The following is a 21,136-nucleotide window of genomic DNA, read 5'->3' as shown; positions in this document are numbered from 1 at the left end:
GACCTAAACAGATCGACCTTTTTGTGAATCCTGGTTTCTGCTTTCTTCAACTTGTTTTGCAAAAGACGTCTCTTGTGTGTTCATATGTTGAAGTGGTTTAGCAATTTCGCGCATAACAGCAGCAACTGCAGTTAAAAACGCCTTAAACAATCCACCTAAAACTCCACCAACTGCTTCTCTACCGTACATACGAGCTTGCTTTTCATTGTCATCAGCAGTTTCCCCTGCCCTCCTTCTTGGATCCATTCTATGAGCAATAACTGAAAACAACACTCCCCTAATTGAAGACTTCACTCGTGCTTTTGCCTTCTGAACATCCCCATCACTTGCTACTTCATGTTTTTCCCTACTATTCATTAGCTCCTTTTGTTGTTGAAAACTTAAGATCTCTTCCATCAGTTGTTTTCTTCTCTTTTCCAGAACTCTTTTCTTGGACTCTGATTTATCGCGAGTGTGTTTTGTGGTTTCAAGTTCTACATCAATATCCTCAGATGCTGCTTGGCTATATAAGGTTTCTATGAGCCTATCTATACTTCGCTTTACTTGCATAGTCCTTTCGTAACTATCTAAATTATCAACTCCTTCATCAATTTGACTTAAAATATCCTCGAAAGGTTTTAAATACTCTTTGCACTGCTCTTCAAGCTGATTTTCATTCTTCAAATTCCTTTCTCTTCTGTCATCGCTATTCTCTTCAACATTATCATCGCCTTCTTCAAAAAGATCCTCATCGTTCATAATTTTTTTTAATTTATTCCCACTTATTATTATTGTATATGAAAAAATTAAATTAACACTAATGAAAAGTGTTCACAACTTCAGCACTGGCTAAAACTACAGTGAAGCTGTCAAAAGTGGCAGGATCGTAATATCTCTCATATAATTCAACCGAACACCTGAGTTTTATCTTCTCCTTAGCATTAAAACTAATCTCATAATCATTATTAGAGTTTAACATTGCAGAATTACGCAATAATTCATCAGCCAATACTGAATTTAAAATGCCATTAATTTTTATTGTAATCTTTCTACTTCCAGCACAATCAAGCACTTTTCTCCAGCCAAAAGAGGAAATATCTTTCATCTCTTCTTTGTTATTACGCAAAGTAAACCTTAAGTTTCGTATATTATTCAGCACAACAAAATTATTGTCATGACCTTTAATTTTCAGCTGTAATTTGCTCATCGCTACCTCCTTGTATTAAAATATCAAAATTAATTGTTGAATGTAAAACTTCATCATGCTGATTTATAGCACAATTACTTTCCAAAATGGTCTCACTACTAATGCTCTTTACCACCAAGCTAACATGCTTTATAGCAGCAAGCATGCTGCTTATATGATAAGTATATATGTCGCATGAAAATCTTACTTTTGTAGCAAAGTTAGATAGCATATGCAGGTTAATATAATTTACTATGCGCAATCTCAGATAAGGAATAGTAACCTGCTTAGGCAGGTAATCATAGATGTTAGTAACATATTTCTTTAAATCAGAGTTTGCTTTTAATGCTGCATAAATACTATTATACAACTCATTTATAATTTGAATTTTTTCCATCTCACAGATACGGTTACGAAGATTGCAATTTGCAGATACAACAGATGGTGTCATCCCATGCCCAGACACTGGTTCACTTTATAATGATGTCATTCCAGTAGCTCTTTCTTGTCATCCCAGTGCTCAGACACTGGGATCCAGTTTTTTCATGATCATCAAAACGTTGTATTTTAAAATAAAACGGCTACTTTTATGCTTACCAACTTAATAAAATTCCTGGATCCCAGTGTCTGAGCACTGGGATGACAAGAAAGAGCTACTGGAATGACATCATTATAAAGTGAACCAGTGTCTGGGCATGGGATGACACCATCTGTTGTATCTGCTATTGAATGACAAACAGGAGCTACAAAACAACCTTTGGTTCGCGAAATGGAGAATACACCTTCTTCACTTCAGATAAATGGCTACTTACTTCTGATTCACGATTTTTATAGAGAGCAGAAACATGCTGTATAATACCTAGCTTTATTTGCTCAGGAACACTATCATAACCAGCTTCATATACAACATCAGCTCTTATTATGCTCAAATAATTGAAAAATTCAATATAGCTTCCTATATCACTAAAATAATAACTAAGTTTTCTATTCTTATCAGTAGCCAATATTATTTTATTCACAGGACCATAGCTTAAATAGATTCTACGAGGTATATAACCTTCATATGAAACTTGCCACGTTTGCTTTACTAGAGACTTTTCCATATGCCACTGAGCATAATCAGTTGCCATAAAAATAAAACTTGAAATCAACTTATCATCTTGATCATTTTCAATTCGTAAAAAAGATTTAACCTCTCCTAAAGTTACTGGAAAAGATTTAGGCTTAGACTTACGTTGTATATTTATGATTGGATACTTTAGTCTTGTTGACATAACAACCCTCCTTTTCTATATATAGCTAAAATAAGTAAGACTTATCTATAAAAAATCTTACTTATTTTAGTTATCACTTAATATTAAATTGCAGCAGCAACTCTATCGTACAAGTATATTGAGAAGAGAACGTATTAACGCTGTTTCTCCTTTTTTTAGGCCGGATTTTAGTAGATTGACATTCTGAGAATGAATGTTATTGAAAGTGAAGTTTAGCTCTTTAGCAAGTAGACTGCGAAATTTCTGCACACTTTCATATGCGATGTTTTCAAGTTCATGCGCAAACTTATCTTGAGCCGCAGCTGCTATGTCTTCTATTTCTTCATTGAACTCTTCTAGCTTTCTTTCCTTACCTTTAAAATTTTTCGTAAAAGCTTTCATATTAATTGGCCTCAACTATTCTTATAATTATAATGACAATAAAAAAACTACCGAAGTAAAAAATTCGTACTATGAAACTGCAAACAAAATCAGCACACCAAATCGGTTCGCTTTATAGCGTAAATCCTATCATCCTGATACTCTTTACTGTCATTCAAGTACCCCTTTTTTGTCATCCCAGTGCCCAGACACTGGGATCCATGTTGCTCACAAGCAAACTAGCATAGAAAGGTGGTACAACGTTTTCGATGAGATTGCAGAAAGGCTGGATTTCAGCATCAAGTGCTGGAATGACATCTCTATAAGACTCCTAACTAATCCAAAATATTAATAAACTTACTAATTGCAAAAAAGGCAAAAGGATCCCCACTTAGTGAGTTTGACCCTATAATAATTTAAACTGGCGCTGTAATAATGTGCTAACGCTTAAAATAAGCGCGTTTTGGCTGAATGTAGAAAAAATAAAAAAGACATGCAGCCGCTATAATTTTATGTAATCCGCCAATAAGTACCTTAAGTTTTTTACTGAATTTTTGTTATTGAGCCTGCAGGTCAAAAACAAGTTTTGAGTCATAAATACCCTTAATGTCATAATAAGGAAAGTTGGCAATATTTGTCAAGTAGTTTTCTTATCTTTTACAGGCATAATTTACATGCTACAATCAAATTTTCATAACTGGTGAATAAAAATGCAAAGAGATAAAATTAAAGTAGAAATAAAAAAGTTATCACATGGCAAAAGCTTGCCTCTTCCCTGTTATGCAACTATGCAGAGTGCTGGCATGGATCTTTATGCCGCACTGGACAACTCTGTTATTTTAAATCCACTTGAAAGGTTACTTATTCCAACTGGCATTGTGATTGCAATACCAAACGGTTTTGAAGGACAAGTACGCCCACGTTCTGGGCTTGCTGCAAAACATGGAATCACTGTCTTAAATTCTCCGGGCACTATAGACTCCGATTATCGAGGTGAAGTTAAAGTTTGCCTAATCAATCTAAGTAATCAGCCATATGAAATAAAAAGAGGAGATAGAATCGCACAAATCCTCATCACTCCTGTATCTCAGGTAATTTGGGATGACAGAGAAGAATTCTGCACAGAAGAAACCGTCCGCAATGAAGGGGGCTTTGGATCAAGCGGTAGGTAGTTTTTTATATGTAAGTTGACTGTATTGATTTTTTGATATATAATATTAATATATTATTAACTTATTTTAAGAGGAAATTATGTCAATTTTAAAAACCCACCGTCATAAAACAAACATTGCAATTGTAGCGCTTACTTCTCTGTATGTTATAGGCACAGCAGTAGCACTTTCAACACCGTATTGGGTGTCTTCAACTTCGCTTTTAGCGCCACTTGCAGTTTTTGCAGCTACACCACTTGGAATAAGTGTTTTAGCATTTGCTGCTGTTGCACTGGCTAGTTTAGCAATATATTTCATCATCAAAAACAATGAAATATCTGAGCCTAAAATTCCGAGCATTGTTATTAAAAGTTGTGAAGGAGATCTATTTGTGAAAGTAAAAGATGAAGATTTTGAGTATATCAAAAAACACAACCAAAATAAGAATCAAGATGGCAGTGTTATCCCCGATGAGTATCGTATAGATTTTATCTTAGAAAGTCACAGTTACTACATTACTGCTACAAGTAAGGAAATGGATAACAATAATGGATTATTAAAGATAAATTCATTAGGAAGAAACAATGATAAAGGTGAGTATGAATTAATACCTGAATATAAAAAAAAGTTAGAAACGTTAGGTTTAGGCTCTGAAGAAAATGGTCCTAAAGAACTCATCATTAGACCTATGCCAAGCTCAATTGTTAAATCACCAGAAGCTGAACAACAAAAGAACGAAAGATCATTATAAAACTAAGTATAAAAGGGGTAGACTAAATAAGTCTGCCCTTCATTTTTTAGTGTTAGTTATTTAAGCTTATTATAGAAGCTGTCTCAAAGTATCCGTTCAGATGCATGACTAATGTGTAAATATCGAAGCAAAAGTGGTGTCATCCCAGTGCTTGACACTGGGATCCAGTTTTCTTGATAAATTTACCAAAAGTGTTTCATTCTATAACGCAAAATCCATACTTACCAAACCGAATGCATTACTTGCAATCTCGATCCCAATGTCAAGCACTGGGATGACAGAAAAAGGAGCACTGCCATCATATTGGATAACACCATTTATTTCTATAGCTGTCTTTTCTATCTTATTTTGCCACCCTACTGAACGAATACCTTAAGAGAAGTTACTAAGGATTTTTATTTAGTCTGACTGCATCCTTTACCTTATCTAACAACCCATTAATAAAGCCAATTTTGTTTGGAGCATCAAGTAAATCAGATGCAATGTTAGTATATTCATTAATAACAATTGGTGCTGGTGTATCAAAATCAATTAACTCACATACTGCAATACGCAAAATAGATAAGCTTATAAGATTTAATCGTGAAAGTGACCAGCTTGGGTGTAAATAAGACTCTATTATTTTATCATATTCTTCACTGCTTTTTATAACCTTACATAACAAGTTTTCTAAGAACTGATGTTCAAATTCTTCACATTCAAATATATCTTTCAACGTACTTATGTAGTCCTTAAGCTCACAATTTTCCAAATTAAAAGTGCTTTTGTTGTAACTTACAAAAATATTTGAATAAGCAATTTGTACAGCAAGAAATCTTGCCGTACTTCTTTTTATGCGCCACTTTTTATCTACTGGTTTTTCCTCCATTATTTTAATTTATTGTGTAGATCTATCATATGCAAAACAGTTGAGGCTGCATGGCCACCAACGTTCTTTTTATTTTTGTCAGCTCTAATTAGTGCTTTATCTTTGCTGTCAGCGGTAATTACGCCCATACCAAGGGGTATTGCATAATGCATAATAACTTCATTTAAGCCTTCGATTACTCCTTTACAAACGTATTTATAATGATCAGTTTCACCGCGAATCACGCACCCAAGAGCTAAATAACCGTCATAATTAGCATTCTTGCTTTTTACTGCAAAGAGAATTGTAGCTGGTATCTCAAATGCACCAGGAACTTCAATTATATCATAGCTTGCATGACTTTCTTTTAATCTATCGACTGCACCTTCAAGCAAAAGGTTCGCTATTTCAGTGTGGTAAATTGAATTAACTATTAGTATTTTCGACATTCATCCCCACTTTTCTTGTTAAAAGCAACTTTATTAATGATTGTTGAACCAGAGTTATAATATTACTAAATATCCAATATATTACCAGGCCGGCAGGAAAAGAAGAAAAAATAAAGACAGAAATGTAAGGTAAAAACTTCATAACATTTACTTGAATATCATCTTTACTGGTTTGATCGTTCTCACTTAGCTTCTGCTGAATTATCATGGTAGCGCCGAAAATTATAGGTAAAATGCCTATAGAAATAGGAAAGTTATAATTAAACAACCCAAATAATGTAAAAATGTTTGTTGGATCAGAAGCTGAAAGATCCTTAATCCATAAATAAAAAGGGGCGTGTCTCATCTCTATAGTAACAAATAATACTTTATACAGAGCAAAAAATACTGGTATTTGTATGAGCATAGGGAAAATGCTCGACATTGGATTTACATTGTTTCTCTTGAACAACGCAATTGTCTCTTTGTGCTGCTTTAAGCTGTCATTTTTGTACAACTCTTTTATACGAGTTAATTCAGGCTGCAGGCTTTTCACCTTGAACATCGAAATATATGATCTATTAGATAAGGGAAGCATCAAAAGTTTGATTACTAAAGTTAGCAATAATATTGCTAAGCCAAAATTTTTCAAAACAAAGTTAAAATATTCAAGCAGTAAAAACACCGGCTTGGTTATAAAATAAAGAACACCAAAATCTACAGCCTTATCAAACAAAGGTATATTGAGAGTGTCTTTATAAGAATCAAGTAAATTCAATTTCTTTGCCCCAGCAAAAAAGTAGTTCAGAGTAGAAGCACTTGTACCAGGGAGTATGTGTGTGTACGGTCTAACAAAATCTGCTTGAAACTTATCAATGTTATTAACATTCGTGTGTTTAATGCTCACATTTATTTTATCTGATTTCTCAGGTATGATGGCTGTAAGCCAGTATTTATCAGCAAAACCAAACCAATTTTTTTCACTCGTGCTTGCCTTTATTAAACGCTTCTTAGAAATATCCTTATATGTCCACTCCTCTAGCTTATTGTTAAATGCACCTAGTACTCCTTCATGTGATATCCAATAGGATTCGTTAATATTATCACGTTTACGATTGATTTTACCATAGGGAACTAAAACTACATTATCTTTTGTATTGTTTTCAATAATTTGCTCAACTTTAAACATGTAGTTATCGTCAAGGCTAATTTTCATTCTAAATAAAATGCCATTTTCATTATCCCAAAATAAATTGACCTCTTTTTGATTGAGTTTATCTGCTTGCCATACTGTTTTAGAATCTGGAACTTTAATCTTTTCATTCGGATCGAGCCACCCAAATTCTGCGAAATATACATCTTTTGATTCTGCAGGTGACAGTAACACCACTTGTGGAGAAGAAGAACTCGGTTCTAAGTGGTAGTTAGTTAGGATTAAGTCATCAAACCTTGCACCTTTCAGAGAAATTGATCCTTCAAGCATGTTATTGGTTAAATTAACTCTCTGTTCTCTAGTAGAATTAATAATTTCAGAACGATTTTGGTATATCATAGGAGCAAGGTCGTTAGAAGATTCGATATGTTCAATATTTTCAATCGATGGTTGGCTTTGGCTCGTGTTAAGAAAATTATCATACATAATATGCCATAATACTATAATCAATATAGAAAGAATTGTTGCTAAAATTAAATTTTTTGCTTCTGACATGAAATTAAATCGAACATACCTCCTTAAAGTATATGTTAAATATTGTACTAAAACAATAAAATTTACTTATTTTTAATAATAGCTTTTAACGCTAATCTTAAAAACTTACTCTTATGGCTTCAAATTTTAATAATATGAATGCAGCAAAAAATCTAGTTATTTGGCTACTGATAATAGTCATTACTGCAATGTTTATTGATTCACAAGGGGATAAACTAAGCAATAGGTTTCTGAGCACTTTTCTACCGTACAAAGGAAGGGTTCAAAATGGCGGAAGTATTGAATTTACAAAGTCATACGATGGACACTTTTATATTCAAGCTCAAGTCAATGATCGTAATATAACGTTTTTGCTTGATACCGGAGCAACTGATATTGTTCTATCGCAAAAAGATGCGTTACATGCTGGTATTAACTTACAAAACATTCAAGACTTTAAAATATATGAAACTGCAAAAGGTCAAATAAAAGCTGGAGTGGTTCAAATACCTCAAGTTAAAATAGGAAATTTTTTAATTAATGATGTGCACGCTAGTGTTAATACTCACTCTATGTCCCATTCATTACTTGGTATGAGCTTTTTGAGATATTTTCATTTCACTATTAGGGATAATAAGCTAATATTATATCGTAGTTAAACGTTCTATACTCTACTTATCAACGCTCTGCAGGTCAATATAGGAGCAGAGATAAATATTGCGGAACAGGTGCCGATTGCAATGCCAAAAGAAATGATTAAGCAGAAGTCTCTGACCACACCTGTACAAATCAGCACTAAAGGAAGAGCAGCAAGAAGAGTAGTACCTGAAGTTAACATAGTACGAAATAGTGTAGAATTAATGCTAGCATCAACTATTTCATCCATTTCTACATCTTTTCTATTTTTTTTATACTCTCGAATCCGATCGTATATAACCACTGAATTATTGATTGAATAGCCAATCACGGTAAGTAGAGCTGCAACTGATGAAATATTAAACTCAATACTCGTTAAGCTGATAAAGCCAAGAGTTAAAATCACATCATGGATCAGTGCCATTATTCCACCAAGTCCACACTGCCAGTTAAATCTAAGCCAAACATAAAAAAATATTCCAATAATTGCAATTAACATGGCTGATATCCCTTCAAATATCTGCGTTGAGCCTATTTGTGGACCAACATAATCTATTTTACGATAAGTTACTAAATTACCTAATTTGCTTTCTAATATACTTTTAACCTTTTTAATTTTATCTTCATCTCCCTCATCTTTAAACCGCACAACTAAGTTATTACCAGCTTTTGAACTCTGTATCGTAAATCCACTCTCTTTTAATATACCGAGAATAGCATCATCCTTGCTTGAAGATTTTATCTCTATCAAAATTCCACCTGTAAAGTCTATACCCAAATTCATTCCACGCAGCATAAAAGTAAGCATTGAAAAAATGATAAGAATAACGCTAACAAGTGCTGTCAAATTTCTATATTTACTAAATCTTATATCAAGATTATCTGGAATAAGTCTAATTGCCATATTTCCTACTTAAATTGTGATTTTATATACTTTTTAAGCAATCGACTAGCTATTTTCTCTTAGCTTATACTAATAATGATCTTTGATTTACTTAATCTACTTGAAAAAGATATTTGATCAAAAAAATGAAAACAGCCTGGTTGTCATTAATAAAGTGCTACTTAAACATCTTTTTTAATCGATTGATTTCATCAGCAAATTTTGGGTCAGTTCTTATGAAATTTTCCACTTGTTTGACTGCGTGTATAACAGTAGCATGATCTCTACCACCAAAATTTCTTCCAATATCTGGTAAACTTTTTTGCGTAAACTTCTTTGCGAAATACATAGCTATTTGTCTCGGCCTCGCAAGACTGCGGAGCCTTCTATTAGATTGCATATCTGCAATCTTTATATTGAAAAATTCAGCTATTTTTTTCTGTATTTCTTCTATTGTGATTGACCTATGATTTGACCTAAGAAGATCAATTAGGGTCTCACTAGCTGATTCTACTGTCATGCTTCTTCCAATTAAAGAGGTATGAGCAACCTTATTTAATGCTCCTTCTAGTTCTCTTATATTGGATTTTATATTCCTTGCCAAAAATTCTAGGACATCCTTTGGAACATACATATTCATTCGTTCCACTTTCGCCTGCAATATACCAAGTCTTAATTCAAAAGTTGTTTCATTAATATCTGCAACTAATCCCCAACCAAGTCGTGATTTTATTCTTTCTTCTACTCCATCAAGATCACTAGGAGACCTATCAGCTGATATAACCAATTGTTTATTTTGGTCTATCAATGCATTGAAAGTGTGAAAAAATTCTTCTTGTGTACTATCTTTACCACTGATAAATTGCACATCATCTACCATCAATACATCTACTGATCTAAATTGCTCTTTAAATAACATAATATCTTTGCTCCGCAGCGCCGTAATATATTGATACATAAATTTCTCTGCTGATAAATATACCACTTTTCTTTTTGCTGACGGAGAATTGACTATGTCCCAAGCTATAGCATGCATTAAATGTGTTTTACCAAGTCCCACTCCACCATATAGAAATAAAGGGTTGCTTCCTGATATTGGATCTATAGATTCCGCTACACGCTTTGCCGCTGTAAATGCTAACTCATTTGACTTTCCTACCACAAAATTATCAAAAGTGAATCTGGTATCTAGTGGTGAACCAAGATTATGATTATTTTCCTCTCTATTTTTTAGTATCGTATTAGAATTTGAATTTCTTTCTTCAATTAATTGAATATCAATAGAACATACACTTTGATCTTCGCTTTGCCATAATGACAATATTTTTTCCATGTAGTGAACTGTAATCCACTCCTTTATAAATCTTGTTGGTACAGACAACAAAACTTCTCCATTTCTGTTGCTGATAAATCTTAGTGAACTCAGCCAGCTGTTATATGTTGCTTCTCCATAGAGATTATGGAGATAATTTTGGATTTTTTCCCAAGTAACATTGTGGTCCGTTACTGTAATAATCTGATCAAAAAACATAGTAGAAACCTTAGGGTTAGTTAAGTTCATATACCACACCAAGAAAGAACAATAATCAGAAAGATGCAAGATAATCAATAGCTTACTGTAAGATAAAAAGCTAACACTACTTAATACATATCTAAAATTATGAGGATTTTTTGACGAGTTGTAAAGAGTATAAAAACACTAAAATTGATCATTTTTTTGAAATAAAAACAATCAATTTGTAAATGTCGCTTGTACCGAGGATTAGAAGTATGTTATTAAAAAATAGTAATATATTATGTATAAATAAGATATTAAATTTACTGATAAATAAGTAAAGTACTTGTATAAATATAGCTGATTTAGTATAAATTTATTGAAGTAAATTTGTGATTATATTAAGTAATTTGAGTCATAATACTGTATTCGGTATTGAACTGGAGTTTTACACTGAGGGAATAAAAAAAGAATATTTATTTCTGAATAGCATCAAAAATAAAATAGCTTCTCTTGGATTTTTTTGTGAAAAAGAGAGTTCTTTAAACCAATATGAAATAAAAAGTGACTGTTATACGAGCTCTGATAATTTAATTATGCATTTTGAGTTGGCAAAACAATTACTGATTGGAACAGCACAAGAGTTCGATGGTAATGTTTCTTTTAAAGCAAAACCTTATTTGGATAGAGCAGGCAGCGCACTAAATGTACATGTTAGCCTCATGGATTCAAATAATAATAACTTATTTTATGGCAATAAGCAAAAATATAGTGACCACCTGATTCACAGCATAGGTGGATTATGTGCAATGATGAAAAAACATATGTTGTTTTTTGCTCCAAATGATGATTCATATTTAAGATTTCAGTACCCAGATATTCATACTCCAACGACGATTAGTTGGGGAGTGAATAACAGAACTGCTGCAATAAGAATCCCCTATTTTGGCAACGATTCCAAAAGATGCCGCCTAGAGCACCGTGTTCCTGGAGCAGATTGTAACCTTGAAAAAGTACTCACAGCAATAATTGAAGGTATAGTTTTTGGTATAGAGAACAAAATTGCTCCGCCAAATAGAGTGTATGGCATTGCATCTGATCCTCAATATAAGATGGAGAGTTTGATATAGCAACTACCTGTTAAACCCTAACCCATTAAACTCCTTTGAGGTAATTGGCCATTCTAGCACTTTCCTCACATCATTATTTACATTCCCATACCGTAATAGCAAGTCTGCAGCAGATAGTTTCTGCGTACTTTTAGACTTAGGCCCTATATTGGGAAGGTTGCTTGGTAGCTGCTCAGGAAGTGGATTACCAGATACATCCATGTGTTCAGGAAGAGATTTCATCTGATTCTTTATAGAGCTAGAGCTATTTTGTGTAAGAGTTTTATCATCTGGCATGCCAAGAATAATTTTCTCAGGCACTACCATAGTTTTTGTATAATCAACAGGATTGCTATTTTCAGCATCTATAGTCACATGAATTGGTTCGCCAAACGCATTTATCGGGCCACCAAGTGATCCTTTCTCCATGCGTTCTTGTGCTCTTTTCCTTATTATTTCTTCTTCTAACTCAGTTTCAGTTCTTTCTGGTTCTTTTGCGGATATTTCTGTATCTTTTTCTTCACCTTCATCAACACTGCTATACCCTTCATCTCCTGAAACACCAGTAATTTCAGCAGGCTGTTCTTTTTTAGTTCTTATTTTATGAATCAGCAAAAGTAATAAGTAAGTAACTGCAGCAGCAGTAACTATAATGGCTATCTTTGCAGCAATGTGAATCACTGTTAAAAATACTAAAGTTGATGAGACACCAACCAACCCAGATACGATCACTTTATTCTTGCCTTCTGTCACACTTAGAACTGCTACCATAATAATCCCTCAAATACCATACTAAAGTTATATTATATAGAAGTTTTCTTACGCTTACAAAACTGTAAAAATTTTAATCATTTACATAAAGCTATATAAGGATTAATTAATATATAATTTATCTTAGCTATAATATGATGTAAATACGTATAATGTCCGGAATGAAAAGATTAATTATAGAGAGGAATAGAACAGTAATATTATTGCTTATCGTGATTTTTACCTTCGGCTCATACACTTATATAAAAATGCCAAGAGAAAGCAATCCTGATGTACAGATTCCTATAATTAGCGTATTTGTCGGGTTTCCTGGTATTTCTGTCGAGGATAGTGAAAAGTTATTAGCTATTCCAATAGAAAATGAACTAAGGTCCATTGAGGGCGTGAGAGAGCTAAAGGCACTTGCAACTAATGACGGTGCTCACATGATAATTAAGTTTGGTACAGAATATGATAACAAAGAAGTACTTGATAACGTCCGTTCAAAGCTTTTAAACATAAAATCAAAATTACCTATTGAAGCAGAATCTCCGATAATCAATGAAATAAACTTGAGCTTATTTCCGATACTAAACGTTGGCTTGATTGGTAATTTGCCGGAAAGAGCTTTAACTGAAATAGCACTCAAACTAAAGAAAGAAATAGAATCTCTGCCAAATGTTCTTAAAGTTGAAGTGGCAGGTATGCGTAAAGAAACAGTTGAAGTTATAATTGAGCCCACAGTTCTAACAAAATATAACATTCAATCAAATGAGATATTTCAAGCTATATCAAACAACAACAGATTGGTAGGAGCAGGATCACTAGAAAACGATACCGGTAAATATTCGATTAAAATATCAGGGTTATTAAAAGACATAGAAGATATTATGAATATTCCTATTAGATCTCAAAGTGATGCAGTTTTGAGAATCAAAGATATAGCAAAAGTATACCTTGAGTTTGAAGATCACCAAGGATTTGCTCGTATTAATGGACTACCTAGCATTGTACTAGAAATTTCAAAACGTAATGGAAAAAACATAATAGACACGGTAAATCAAGTAAAATACTTAATGGACAAAGCAAAAGATCAATTACCTGAAAATTTAAAAGTAGTTTATTTGAATGACCAGTCAAAAAATGTACGTGATGTGCTTGAAGACTTGGAAAATGGTATAATATTTGCCGTATTACTAATACTAACCATAATAATGCTCTTTATGGGAACAAGGGCTGCTATTCTTGTTGCACTATCAATACCTGGCTCCTTTCTCATAGGAATAATGGCTCTTTACCTAATGGGTATTACTCTAAATATAGTTGTGCTCTTCAGTCTAATTATGGCAGTTGGGATGCTGGTTGATGATGCAATTGTAATCAGCGAATATGCTGATAGAAAGATGATTTGTGGCATGGATAAAGTAGAAGCCTTTTGCACCTCAGTTCATGATATGTTCTATCCAGTTTTATCATCAACATTGACTAAATTAGCAGTGTTTTTCCCTCTGTTACTCTGGCCCGATACAGTCGGTAAATTTATGCAGTACATACCAATTACAATAATTCTAACTTTAACTGGATCGCTAATTATGGCTTTAGTTTTTATACCAACACTTGGTGCAATATTTGGTAAACCTTCAATAACTTCAAAAAAAGAAATAATAAGAATGAGTGCTATAGAAAGTGGTAAGGTAAAAAATACTGGGCTTATAATAAGAACTTATGTACGTATGTTAGAGAAAGTCTTAGATCACCCCAAAAAATTTGTATGTGTTGTTGTATTTGTTTTATTTTTGTCTAGTATATTATATTTTACTTTTGGTCCTGGATTAAAGTTCTTTCCGAATGTAGATTCAGATAACATTTTAATCAGCGTTAAAGTAAAAGAAAGCTTATCAGCCAAAGAACGAGATTTGATACTTAAGAAAGTAGAAGAACGTATTTTAGGTGTTGAAAAAGAAATTTATGTTTTTTATGCTCGGTCAGGAAAATTTTCAGACAACGTTATTGCCAAAATTCAATTGGAACTTGTAGATTGGCGCTGCAGGCGCAAAGCTAAGCAAATACTAAATGATATAAGGAGCAGTGTGCAAAACATAAAAGGAGTAATAATTGATGTACAGGAACAAAAGTCAGGACCATCAGCTGACAAGCCAATACAAATTAACTTAAGCGGAAGTGCATCCAACTTGAATTCAGTAGCAGAGAAAATCCTAAAAATTATGGACCAACCTTCATCTGGATTTATAAATATTCAAGATAGTAGATCAGCACCTGAAATAGAGTGGAATATGAGTATTGATAAGAGTAAGGCTACAAGCTCTGGAGTAAGTGTTGCAACCATCGGTGATTTTATAAAGATGGTTACAAATGGAGTATTAATTGGAAAATATAGACCAAATAACGCAGATGAAGAAATTGATATTGTACTACGCTTTCCCAGAAAGAATCGCAACATGAAAACTATAGATAACCTTTTTATTAATACAGCAAATGGACCGTATTCTATGAGTAGCATAGTGAAATACGTTCCCGAAAAAAAGGCAAATAAACTAAGTAGGATTGATGGATCACGCACAGTAACAATCTCTGCTGACGTTGATACTGGCTATCTTGTTGATGAAAGAGTTAAGTTCATTCAAAATTCGATTACTCAAGACTGTAGTAAAGGAGTAAAGATTGATTTCAAAGGTGACAAGGAAGATCAACAAAAATCAGGAGCATTTTTATTAAAGGCTTTTATATTAGCAATTACATTGATGATATTGGTGCTAGTGGCACAGTTTAACAACATATACTATACATTTATCGTAATGACAGCAGTGTTTTTATCAACAACATGTGTATTTTTCATTTTCTTTCTTATTCAGAAAGTTTTTGTAGTTGTCATGTGTGGAGTGGGGATAATTGCTTTAGCAGGAATTATAGTGAATAATAATATACTATTGCTTGATGCCTTTCATCAGCAAATTAAGGTGCGCAAAAATAACATTAAGCAATGTATAATAAACGCTTCAATTTCTCGCATCAGGCCAATACTACTTACCGTTGCAACTACAGTTCTTGGTTTAATACCGATGATTACTAGGTTAAATATCAGTTTTTTTACGCTACAAATCACATATGATGCTCCATCAAGCCAGTGGTGGGTTGATATTTCAGCAACCATAGCAAGTGGAATATTGGCTGCAACGGTCTTAACTTTATTCTTTACTCCGGCATTGCTTATCATACAAAGACATGAAAAAACTTGACTTAAATTAGCAATCATTTAACATTTAAGATAGCGTTTTTTACCTGTTGAAGCTATAATTATAGCTAATTAAATTGGATTTATTTATATGATTGCTAATCGTAAAAGCAGTGTTAAGCAGAAAAGCAACAAGAATAACATAGTTGGAAGCCTTGATGTAATAAAAACAGCGGGAGAGCTCTCACTTCAAAAAGGTTTGGATTTTAATATTATAATAAATGCACTTAAAAGTGCTATCGAAGCAGTAGCTCAACAAAAGTATGGTAGCAAAAGTAAAATTGTAGTTAATATAGATAAAAACACAGGCAAAGTTACCTCATATAGACAACTAAAAGTCATTAATGATGAATCAAATGAAAATGAGTGTGACTTAATTAAGTTGACACAAGCTAAGTTAATAAAAGAAGATGCAAAAGTTGGAGATACTATTAGTGAGTTGATTTCTCTTAACACTGATCTTGTTTCAGCAAGAATTGCCCAGCAAAAGATTTCTGAAATAATCAAAGATGAAGAGTTAAAAAAGCAATATGAGGAATTTAAAGATAAGGTAGGAGAAATGAGGTATGGCATCGTTAAACAAGTAGAATATTCAGATCTTATTATAGACATAAACGGAATTGGAGCATACCTCCCTTTACGAAACTTAATTGGTGGTGAGTCATTTCGTGAAGGCGATAAGGTTAAAGCTTACATACAGGCTGTTAAGCGCTCTGACGATGGACGTCAAATCATTCTTTCTAGGGCTCATGAAGGCTTTTTAGAGGCATTGTTGAATCAAGAAGTACCAGAAGTTGCTGACGGATTGATAACAATTAAGGGTATAGCTAGAGACGCTGGTTCAAGATCTAAAGTTGCTGTTTTTTCATCTGATAAGAATATCGATCCAGTAGGTGCTTGCGTTGGAGTTAAAGGAGATAGAATAAAAACTATTATACACGAATTAAACGGTGAAAAAATCGACGTCATACATTACTCATCAGATTTGGGTCAATTTGTTATTAAAGCCATTACTCCTGCAGAAGTATCAAAGGTCATTATTGACGAAAATGAAAATTGTATAGAGTTAATAGTTGCTGAAGATCAATTGAGTTTAGCTATAGGAAAAAAGGGTCAGAATGTAAGATTAGCTTCAGAGCTTGTTGGATGGAAAATTGAGATATTAAGCACTCAGCAAGAATCAGAAAGAAGAAATAAAGAATTTAGTCAATGTTCAGTTTTATTTGCTGAAGCTTTAAACTTAGAAGAGATTATGGGCCAATTATTGGTAACAGAAGGTTTTTCAAGTGTAGAAGATATATCTAACACTTCAATTAAGGAACTTGCTTCAATAGAGGGCTTCAATGAAGATATTGCAAATGAACTTCATAATAGAGCAAACAATTACCTGAAAGCAGAGAATGATAGAAAAATAGAAGAGCTAAAAAATTTAGGTATGGAAGACGATGTAATCAACTTAGCCTTATCAATAGATAATAAAGTTGCTCTTAGTAAACATAATATTAAAACTTTAGAGGACATAGCAGATTTATCAAATTATGAGTTTTGTAGCATACTCTCTTCCTCAACTAATAATAAAGACAATCTAAAAGATACAGCAGATTTAATAATCATAGAAGCACGTAAAAAGCTTGGATTAATATAAAAACAATATGAATAATGAAGATATCAGTAATAAAAAATTAACCCTACAAGGCTTAAGCAAGCTTAAATTAGACATTAATTTAAACTCTTTAGATAGTCAAAGTACTGGTACTACAATAGTAAAAAAAAGAAGAAAAATTCATTCTGCAGAAGAATATAGTTTATTTGACGAGAGTAAATTAGGCTCTTTAACTGAAAAAGAACAAATTTCCCGCATTAATGCTGTACAGAATGCTACTTTGCTGAAAGAAAGGAATCAGAGAGAACAAGAAGAGAAAATAAAAAAAGAAGAAAGCAATCAAGAAGCTGAAGATAAAAATGAATCACACTCTTTACCTAAAGAAATAAATAAGGAAGTTTTAAGTAATACTAACTCAGTTGAACAAAAAGAAGATAGTATTGAATATGAGAACAATGATAAAAAGTCTTTTAAAGCTAGCAAAGATATATACTCTAAGCATTCTAAGCTAGTAATTACACAGGCAATAGATGAAAGAAATGAACACCTCCCTGTATTTAAGCAAAAATTTGGTATAAGAAGTAAACAATCAAAGTTTACTAAGGGTAAAAATATAGCAAGAGAAGTTATTATACCAGACAAAATAACTATCAGGGAATTATCTATTCGTATGGCAGAAGATAGCAAAAGTGTGTTAAAAATGTTTAAAGAAGAAGTTGGTGAGAATTATAGAGTAGATGATACAGTAGATCCAGATATAGCATGTGAAATAGCAAAAAAATTTAATCATACGGCTAAACGAGTAAGTGATGCTGATAAAGAAAAGAATTTACTCTTCATAAGCAACAGAGAAAACTTACCTAAAAGACTCAAACCACCTATCGTTACTTTTATGGGACATGTCGATCATGGTAAAACATCATTACTCGATGCATTTCGTGAATCCAATGTTGCAGAAAGAGAGTCAGGTGGCATCACTCAACACATAGGTGCTTATCAATTAACGACAAAAAATAAGCAAAAAATTACCTTCATTGATACACCAGGGCATGAAGCGTTTACTGCAATGCGTGCACGTGGTGCCAATATTACTAATATAGTTGTGATAGTAGTTGCAGCTGATGATGGAATCATGAAACAAACAATTGAAGCAATAAACCATGCAAAAGCAGCAAATGTCTCTATTATAGTTGCCATTAATAAAATTGATAAATCACAACCTGGCGATGTAGAAAGAATAATTAATAGTTTGCCTCAGTGTGACCTCATCCCCGAAGAACTTGGTGGTGATGTTATAATTGTACCAGTATCAGCAAAAAAGAAAATCAACTTAGATAAACTAGAAGAGGCAATTTTATTAATTGCTGAATTAATGACGCTAGAAGGAATAGAGGATTGTCGAGCACTTGGATGGGTAATAGAGTCCAAAATAGATAAAGCTAAAGGAATATCAGCTACATTAATAGTTGAAGAAGGGACATTAAAGATTGGTGACATATTGGTAGTTGGTACAACATACAGCAAAGTACGCAGTATGGTTAATCACCTTGGTCAAAGAGAAAAAGCGGCACTACCTTCTACTCCAGTTGAAGTTACTGGTTTAAATGGTGTACCAAATGCTGGAGATAAATTTGTTGTTGTAAACTCTGAAAGGCAGGCTCGTGAAATTGTTGAATACAGGTTAGAATTAATCAAGAAAAAGCAAGAAGATTTAGACGACAGTAATTTAGATATATTCAGTCGTAATGATAGTGAAACAGAAGAACTATCTGTAGTTTTAAAGTGCGATGTCACTGGTTCTATTGAAGCAATATCAAGTTCAATTGATAAGCTTGGTAAAGACCAAGTGAAATTAAATATTCTACACAAAGCAGTAGGAGGAGTAACAGATTCAGATGTGCTGCTTGCAGAAGCATCAAGCGCAGTAATTTTAGCTTTTAATGTAAAAGTGGATTCAAAAATAAGAGAATTAGCAAAACAAAAAGGTATAGAAATACATACTTACAATATAATATATGAGCTTATTGAAGACATGAGGATGTATCTAACTAAAATGTTAAAGCCTGTTACACGAGAGGTTCGTGTTGGTTCTGCATCTGTAAGGCAAATATTTAATTCATCCAAAGCCGGTAATATCATCGGATGTTATGTCACTGATGGAGTTATAAAAAAAGATTCCCTAATTAAGGTAGTACGTGGCAGCAAATTGGTGCATGAAGGAAAGTTAAAAGCACTACGTAGATTTAAAGATGACGTTAAAGAAGTAGGTGTAAACTTTGAATGCGGAATATCGCTAGAGGGTAATATCGATATTAAAGTTGGAGACATTTTGGAAGCTTATCAATTAGTGCAAGAAGAAAGGACGTTATAGTAGTTGAATATGAAAAAGGAAATTAGAAACCTCAAAGTAGCATCGGTATTACACAGGGCAATATCAAAAGTCTTAATGGAAGGTAATGTTCTTAATGAAAAAGTAGTAGTATCTGATGTAAAGCTAAGCAAAGATTTGAAGAAAGCAGATGTATATATTGTGTTATCTTCATTAAACATCCAAAATGATAATGATGATATCAGCACTGTTGTTAATGAAATGAACCAATCTGCATGGTCAATACGTAAATCTATATTATGTTATGTTGATTTGCGATTTATACCTGAGTTAGTTTTTAAGCCTGATTTAGCATTCGATAATTTTGTCAATGTAAGCAAAATATTACATAATCACACTTAATTAATGTATTTCAACCATTATTTCTCATTAATGAGAATACACAGTTTAACAGGTTTATGGCTTGTGCTATTTTCTAGCTTAAGCGGCATTCTTTTAGCCTCAACTTCTCTATCGTATCAAGCTCTTTTTCTCCTTGTTTTGTTTACTATAGGTGCATTTTTAATGAGACCCGCAGGGTGCATAATCAATGATATCTTCGATAGAGAAATAGATGCACATGTTGAACGAACAAAATACAGACCACTTGCAAGTGGTGCATTAAACATAAAGCAGGCTTTGGCTTTACTTTCACTGTTACTGTCTATTGCCCTATTAATCTTATTATTCACCAATAAAACTACTCTTATACTTGGAATAATTTCAATGTGCATGATAGTTATCTACCCCTTGCTAAAGCGTTATGTTTGGTGGCCACAATTGTTTTTAGGGTTTACTTTCAACATGGGATCACTCATGGGTTCAGCAGCAATAACAAACCAGATTAGCATAGAATCCTTGCTATTTTATATAGGATGCGTCTTTTGGACGCTTAGTTATGATACTATATACGCTCATCAAGATAAAAAAGATGATGAGAAATTAGGAATGAAATCTACTGCATTATACTTTGGCAATACAACAAAATCTTGGTTGAAAAGATTTTATTTAATATCCTTAATGGCATGGTTGTACGCTGGTATACTATCATCATTAAATAACATCTTTTATATTGCTTTACTTGCCATAGGATTCATATTTCACCACCAACACAAAAATTTCAATCCAGACGATTCTAATCAATGCATGTCCATATTTAAAAATAATTCCCAGATAGGACTCCTGCTCTTTTTCGGTATCCTTTTAGATAGAATTGTAAATTCTACTTTTGTATCCGTTCAGATGCATGGCTAATGTGTAAATATCGAAGCAAAAATGGTGTCATTCCAGTGTCAAGTACTGGGATGACAGAGAAAGTATCATATTGGGATGACACCATTTATTTCTATGTCTGTCTTTTCTATCTTATTTTGTCA

20 protein-coding genes are annotated in these 21,136 nt (G+C 33.1%); 9 read left to right on the top strand and 11 right to left on the bottom strand.

Features of this window, described 5'->3' with window-relative positions:
- Positions 1-3: 3 nt before the first annotated feature.
- From OM962_RS05885 to OM962_RS05865, 5 genes are all read right to left on the bottom strand, one after another.
- The gene (locus OM962_RS05885) at positions 4-738 is read right to left on the bottom strand and encodes a hypothetical protein (protein ID WP_264331128.1); all 735 of its coding nucleotides are present in this window, start codon (positions 736-738) and stop codon (positions 4-6) included.
- A 58-nt stretch (positions 739-796) separates the two neighbouring features.
- Positions 797-1,186, bottom strand: a complete 390-nt coding sequence (locus OM962_RS05880) for a phage tail tube protein (RefSeq protein WP_007302803.1) — start codon at positions 1,184-1,186, stop codon at positions 797-799.
- On the bottom strand, positions 1,161-1,562 hold the full coding sequence (locus OM962_RS05875; RefSeq protein WP_264331180.1) for a DUF3168 domain-containing protein: 402 nt from the start codon (positions 1,560-1,562) through the stop codon (positions 1,161-1,163). Before OM962_RS05875 ends, OM962_RS05880 begins: the two co-directional genes overlap by 26 nt.
- Positions 1,563-1,908: 346 nt before the next feature.
- Positions 1,909-2,439 carry a head-tail connector protein gene (locus OM962_RS05870; protein WP_250119939.1) on the bottom strand — a complete coding sequence of 177 codons (531 nt, stop codon included), beginning with the start codon at positions 2,437-2,439 and terminating at the stop codon, positions 1,909-1,911.
- A gap of 102 nt (positions 2,440-2,541) precedes the next feature.
- Positions 2,542-2,820 carry a hypothetical protein gene (locus OM962_RS05865; RefSeq protein WP_319606766.1) on the bottom strand — a complete coding sequence of 93 codons (279 nt, stop codon included), beginning with the start codon at positions 2,818-2,820 and terminating at the stop codon, positions 2,542-2,544.
- Positions 2,821-3,509: 689 nt separating this feature from the next.
- Here OM962_RS05865 and dut point away from each other — a divergent pair.
- Positions 3,510-3,971, top strand: coding sequence for a dUTP diphosphatase (dut, locus tag OM962_RS05860; RefSeq protein ID WP_108784412.1), 462 nt, complete (start codon positions 3,510-3,512; stop codon positions 3,969-3,971).
- Between the two features lie 79 nt (positions 3,972-4,050).
- Positions 4,051-4,701: a hypothetical protein gene (locus OM962_RS05855; RefSeq protein WP_264331126.1), complete on the top strand. Its 651-nt coding sequence runs from the start codon at positions 4,051-4,053 to the stop codon at positions 4,699-4,701.
- Between the two features lie 385 nt (positions 4,702-5,086).
- Here OM962_RS05855 and nusB read toward each other — a convergent pair whose 3' ends face one another.
- Genes nusB through yidC form a run of 3 tightly spaced genes read right to left on the bottom strand, consistent with a single transcriptional unit; the run spans position 5,087 to position 7,684 of the window.
- On the bottom strand, positions 5,087-5,569 hold the full coding sequence (gene nusB, locus OM962_RS05850) for a transcription antitermination factor NusB (protein ID WP_264331125.1): 483 nt from the start codon (positions 5,567-5,569) through the stop codon (positions 5,087-5,089).
- Positions 5,569-5,997, bottom strand: coding sequence for a 6,7-dimethyl-8-ribityllumazine synthase (locus tag OM962_RS05845; RefSeq protein WP_264331124.1), 429 nt, complete (start codon positions 5,995-5,997; stop codon positions 5,569-5,571). The genes nusB and OM962_RS05845 overlap by 1 nt, the downstream gene beginning before the upstream one ends.
- A complete protein-coding gene (gene yidC, locus OM962_RS05840; RefSeq protein WP_264331123.1) occupies positions 5,975-7,684 on the bottom strand; it encodes a membrane protein insertase YidC in 1,710 nt (569 codons plus the stop codon). Before yidC ends, OM962_RS05845 begins: the two co-directional genes overlap by 23 nt.
- A 113-nt stretch (positions 7,685-7,797) precedes the next feature.
- On the opposite strand from yidC, the gene OM962_RS05835 reads away from it, so the two are divergent.
- On the top strand, positions 7,798-8,322 hold the full coding sequence (locus tag OM962_RS05835; protein ID WP_010401102.1) for a TIGR02281 family clan AA aspartic protease: 525 nt from the start codon (positions 7,798-7,800) through the stop codon (positions 8,320-8,322).
- Positions 8,323-8,327: 5 nt separating this feature from the next.
- Here OM962_RS05835 and secF read toward each other — a convergent pair whose 3' ends face one another.
- The gene (gene secF / locus OM962_RS05830; RefSeq protein WP_264331122.1) at positions 8,328-9,203 is read right to left on the bottom strand and encodes a protein translocase subunit SecF; all 876 of its coding nucleotides are present in this window, start codon (positions 9,201-9,203) and stop codon (positions 8,328-8,330) included.
- Between the two features lie 157 nt (positions 9,204-9,360).
- Entirely contained in the window at positions 9,361-10,743 is a 1,383-nt protein-coding gene (gene dnaA, locus OM962_RS05825) for a chromosomal replication initiator protein DnaA (RefSeq protein WP_012481713.1), read from the bottom strand.
- Positions 10,744-11,069: 326 nt separating this feature from the next.
- Here dnaA and OM962_RS05820 point away from each other — a divergent pair, with 326 nt between their 5' ends.
- Positions 11,070-11,807 carry a type I glutamate--ammonia ligase gene (locus tag OM962_RS05820; protein ID WP_264331121.1) on the top strand — a complete coding sequence of 246 codons (738 nt, stop codon included), beginning with the start codon at positions 11,070-11,072 and terminating at the stop codon, positions 11,805-11,807.
- Positions 11,808-11,810: 3 nt separating this feature from the next.
- Here the strand turns inward: OM962_RS05820 and OM962_RS05815 are convergent, their stop codons facing one another.
- Entirely contained in the window at positions 11,811-12,557 is a 747-nt protein-coding gene (locus OM962_RS05815; protein WP_264331120.1) for a hypothetical protein, read from the bottom strand.
- A gap of 161 nt (positions 12,558-12,718) precedes the next feature.
- Between OM962_RS05815 and OM962_RS05810 the strand changes: the two genes are divergently transcribed.
- The 5 genes from OM962_RS05810 to ubiA all read left to right on the top strand — a co-directional run bounded on the left by OM962_RS05810 (position 12,719) and on the right by ubiA (position 21,014).
- Positions 12,719-15,793: an efflux RND transporter permease subunit gene (locus OM962_RS05810; RefSeq protein ID WP_264331119.1), complete on the top strand. Its 3,075-nt coding sequence runs from the start codon at positions 12,719-12,721 to the stop codon at positions 15,791-15,793.
- Between the two features lie 87 nt (positions 15,794-15,880).
- Positions 15,881-17,434: a transcription termination factor NusA gene (nusA, locus tag OM962_RS05805; RefSeq protein WP_264331118.1), complete on the top strand. Its 1,554-nt coding sequence runs from the start codon at positions 15,881-15,883 to the stop codon at positions 17,432-17,434.
- 7 nt (positions 17,435-17,441) lie between these two features.
- Entirely contained in the window at positions 17,442-19,763 is a 2,322-nt protein-coding gene (gene infB, locus OM962_RS05800; RefSeq protein ID WP_264331117.1) for a translation initiation factor IF-2, read from the top strand.
- 9 nt (positions 19,764-19,772) lie between these two features.
- Positions 19,773-20,123, top strand: coding sequence for a ribosome-binding factor A (locus OM962_RS05795; protein ID WP_006015187.1), 351 nt, complete (start codon positions 19,773-19,775; stop codon positions 20,121-20,123).
- Between the two features lie 3 nt (positions 20,124-20,126).
- Positions 20,127-21,014 carry a 4-hydroxybenzoate octaprenyltransferase gene (ubiA, locus tag OM962_RS05790; protein ID WP_264331116.1) on the top strand — a complete coding sequence of 296 codons (888 nt, stop codon included), beginning with the start codon at positions 20,127-20,129 and terminating at the stop codon, positions 21,012-21,014.
- Positions 21,015-21,136 lie beyond the last annotated feature (122 nt).

The sequence above is a fragment of the Wolbachia endosymbiont (group B) of Erebia ligea genome, assembly GCF_947179575.1.
In the GTDB taxonomy this organism is placed as follows: Bacteria; Pseudomonadota; Alphaproteobacteria; order Rickettsiales; family Anaplasmataceae; genus Wolbachia; species Wolbachia pipientis_C.
Note: the sequence above shows the minus strand (reverse complement) of the source record. Positions and strands in the feature narration are given on the sequence as shown.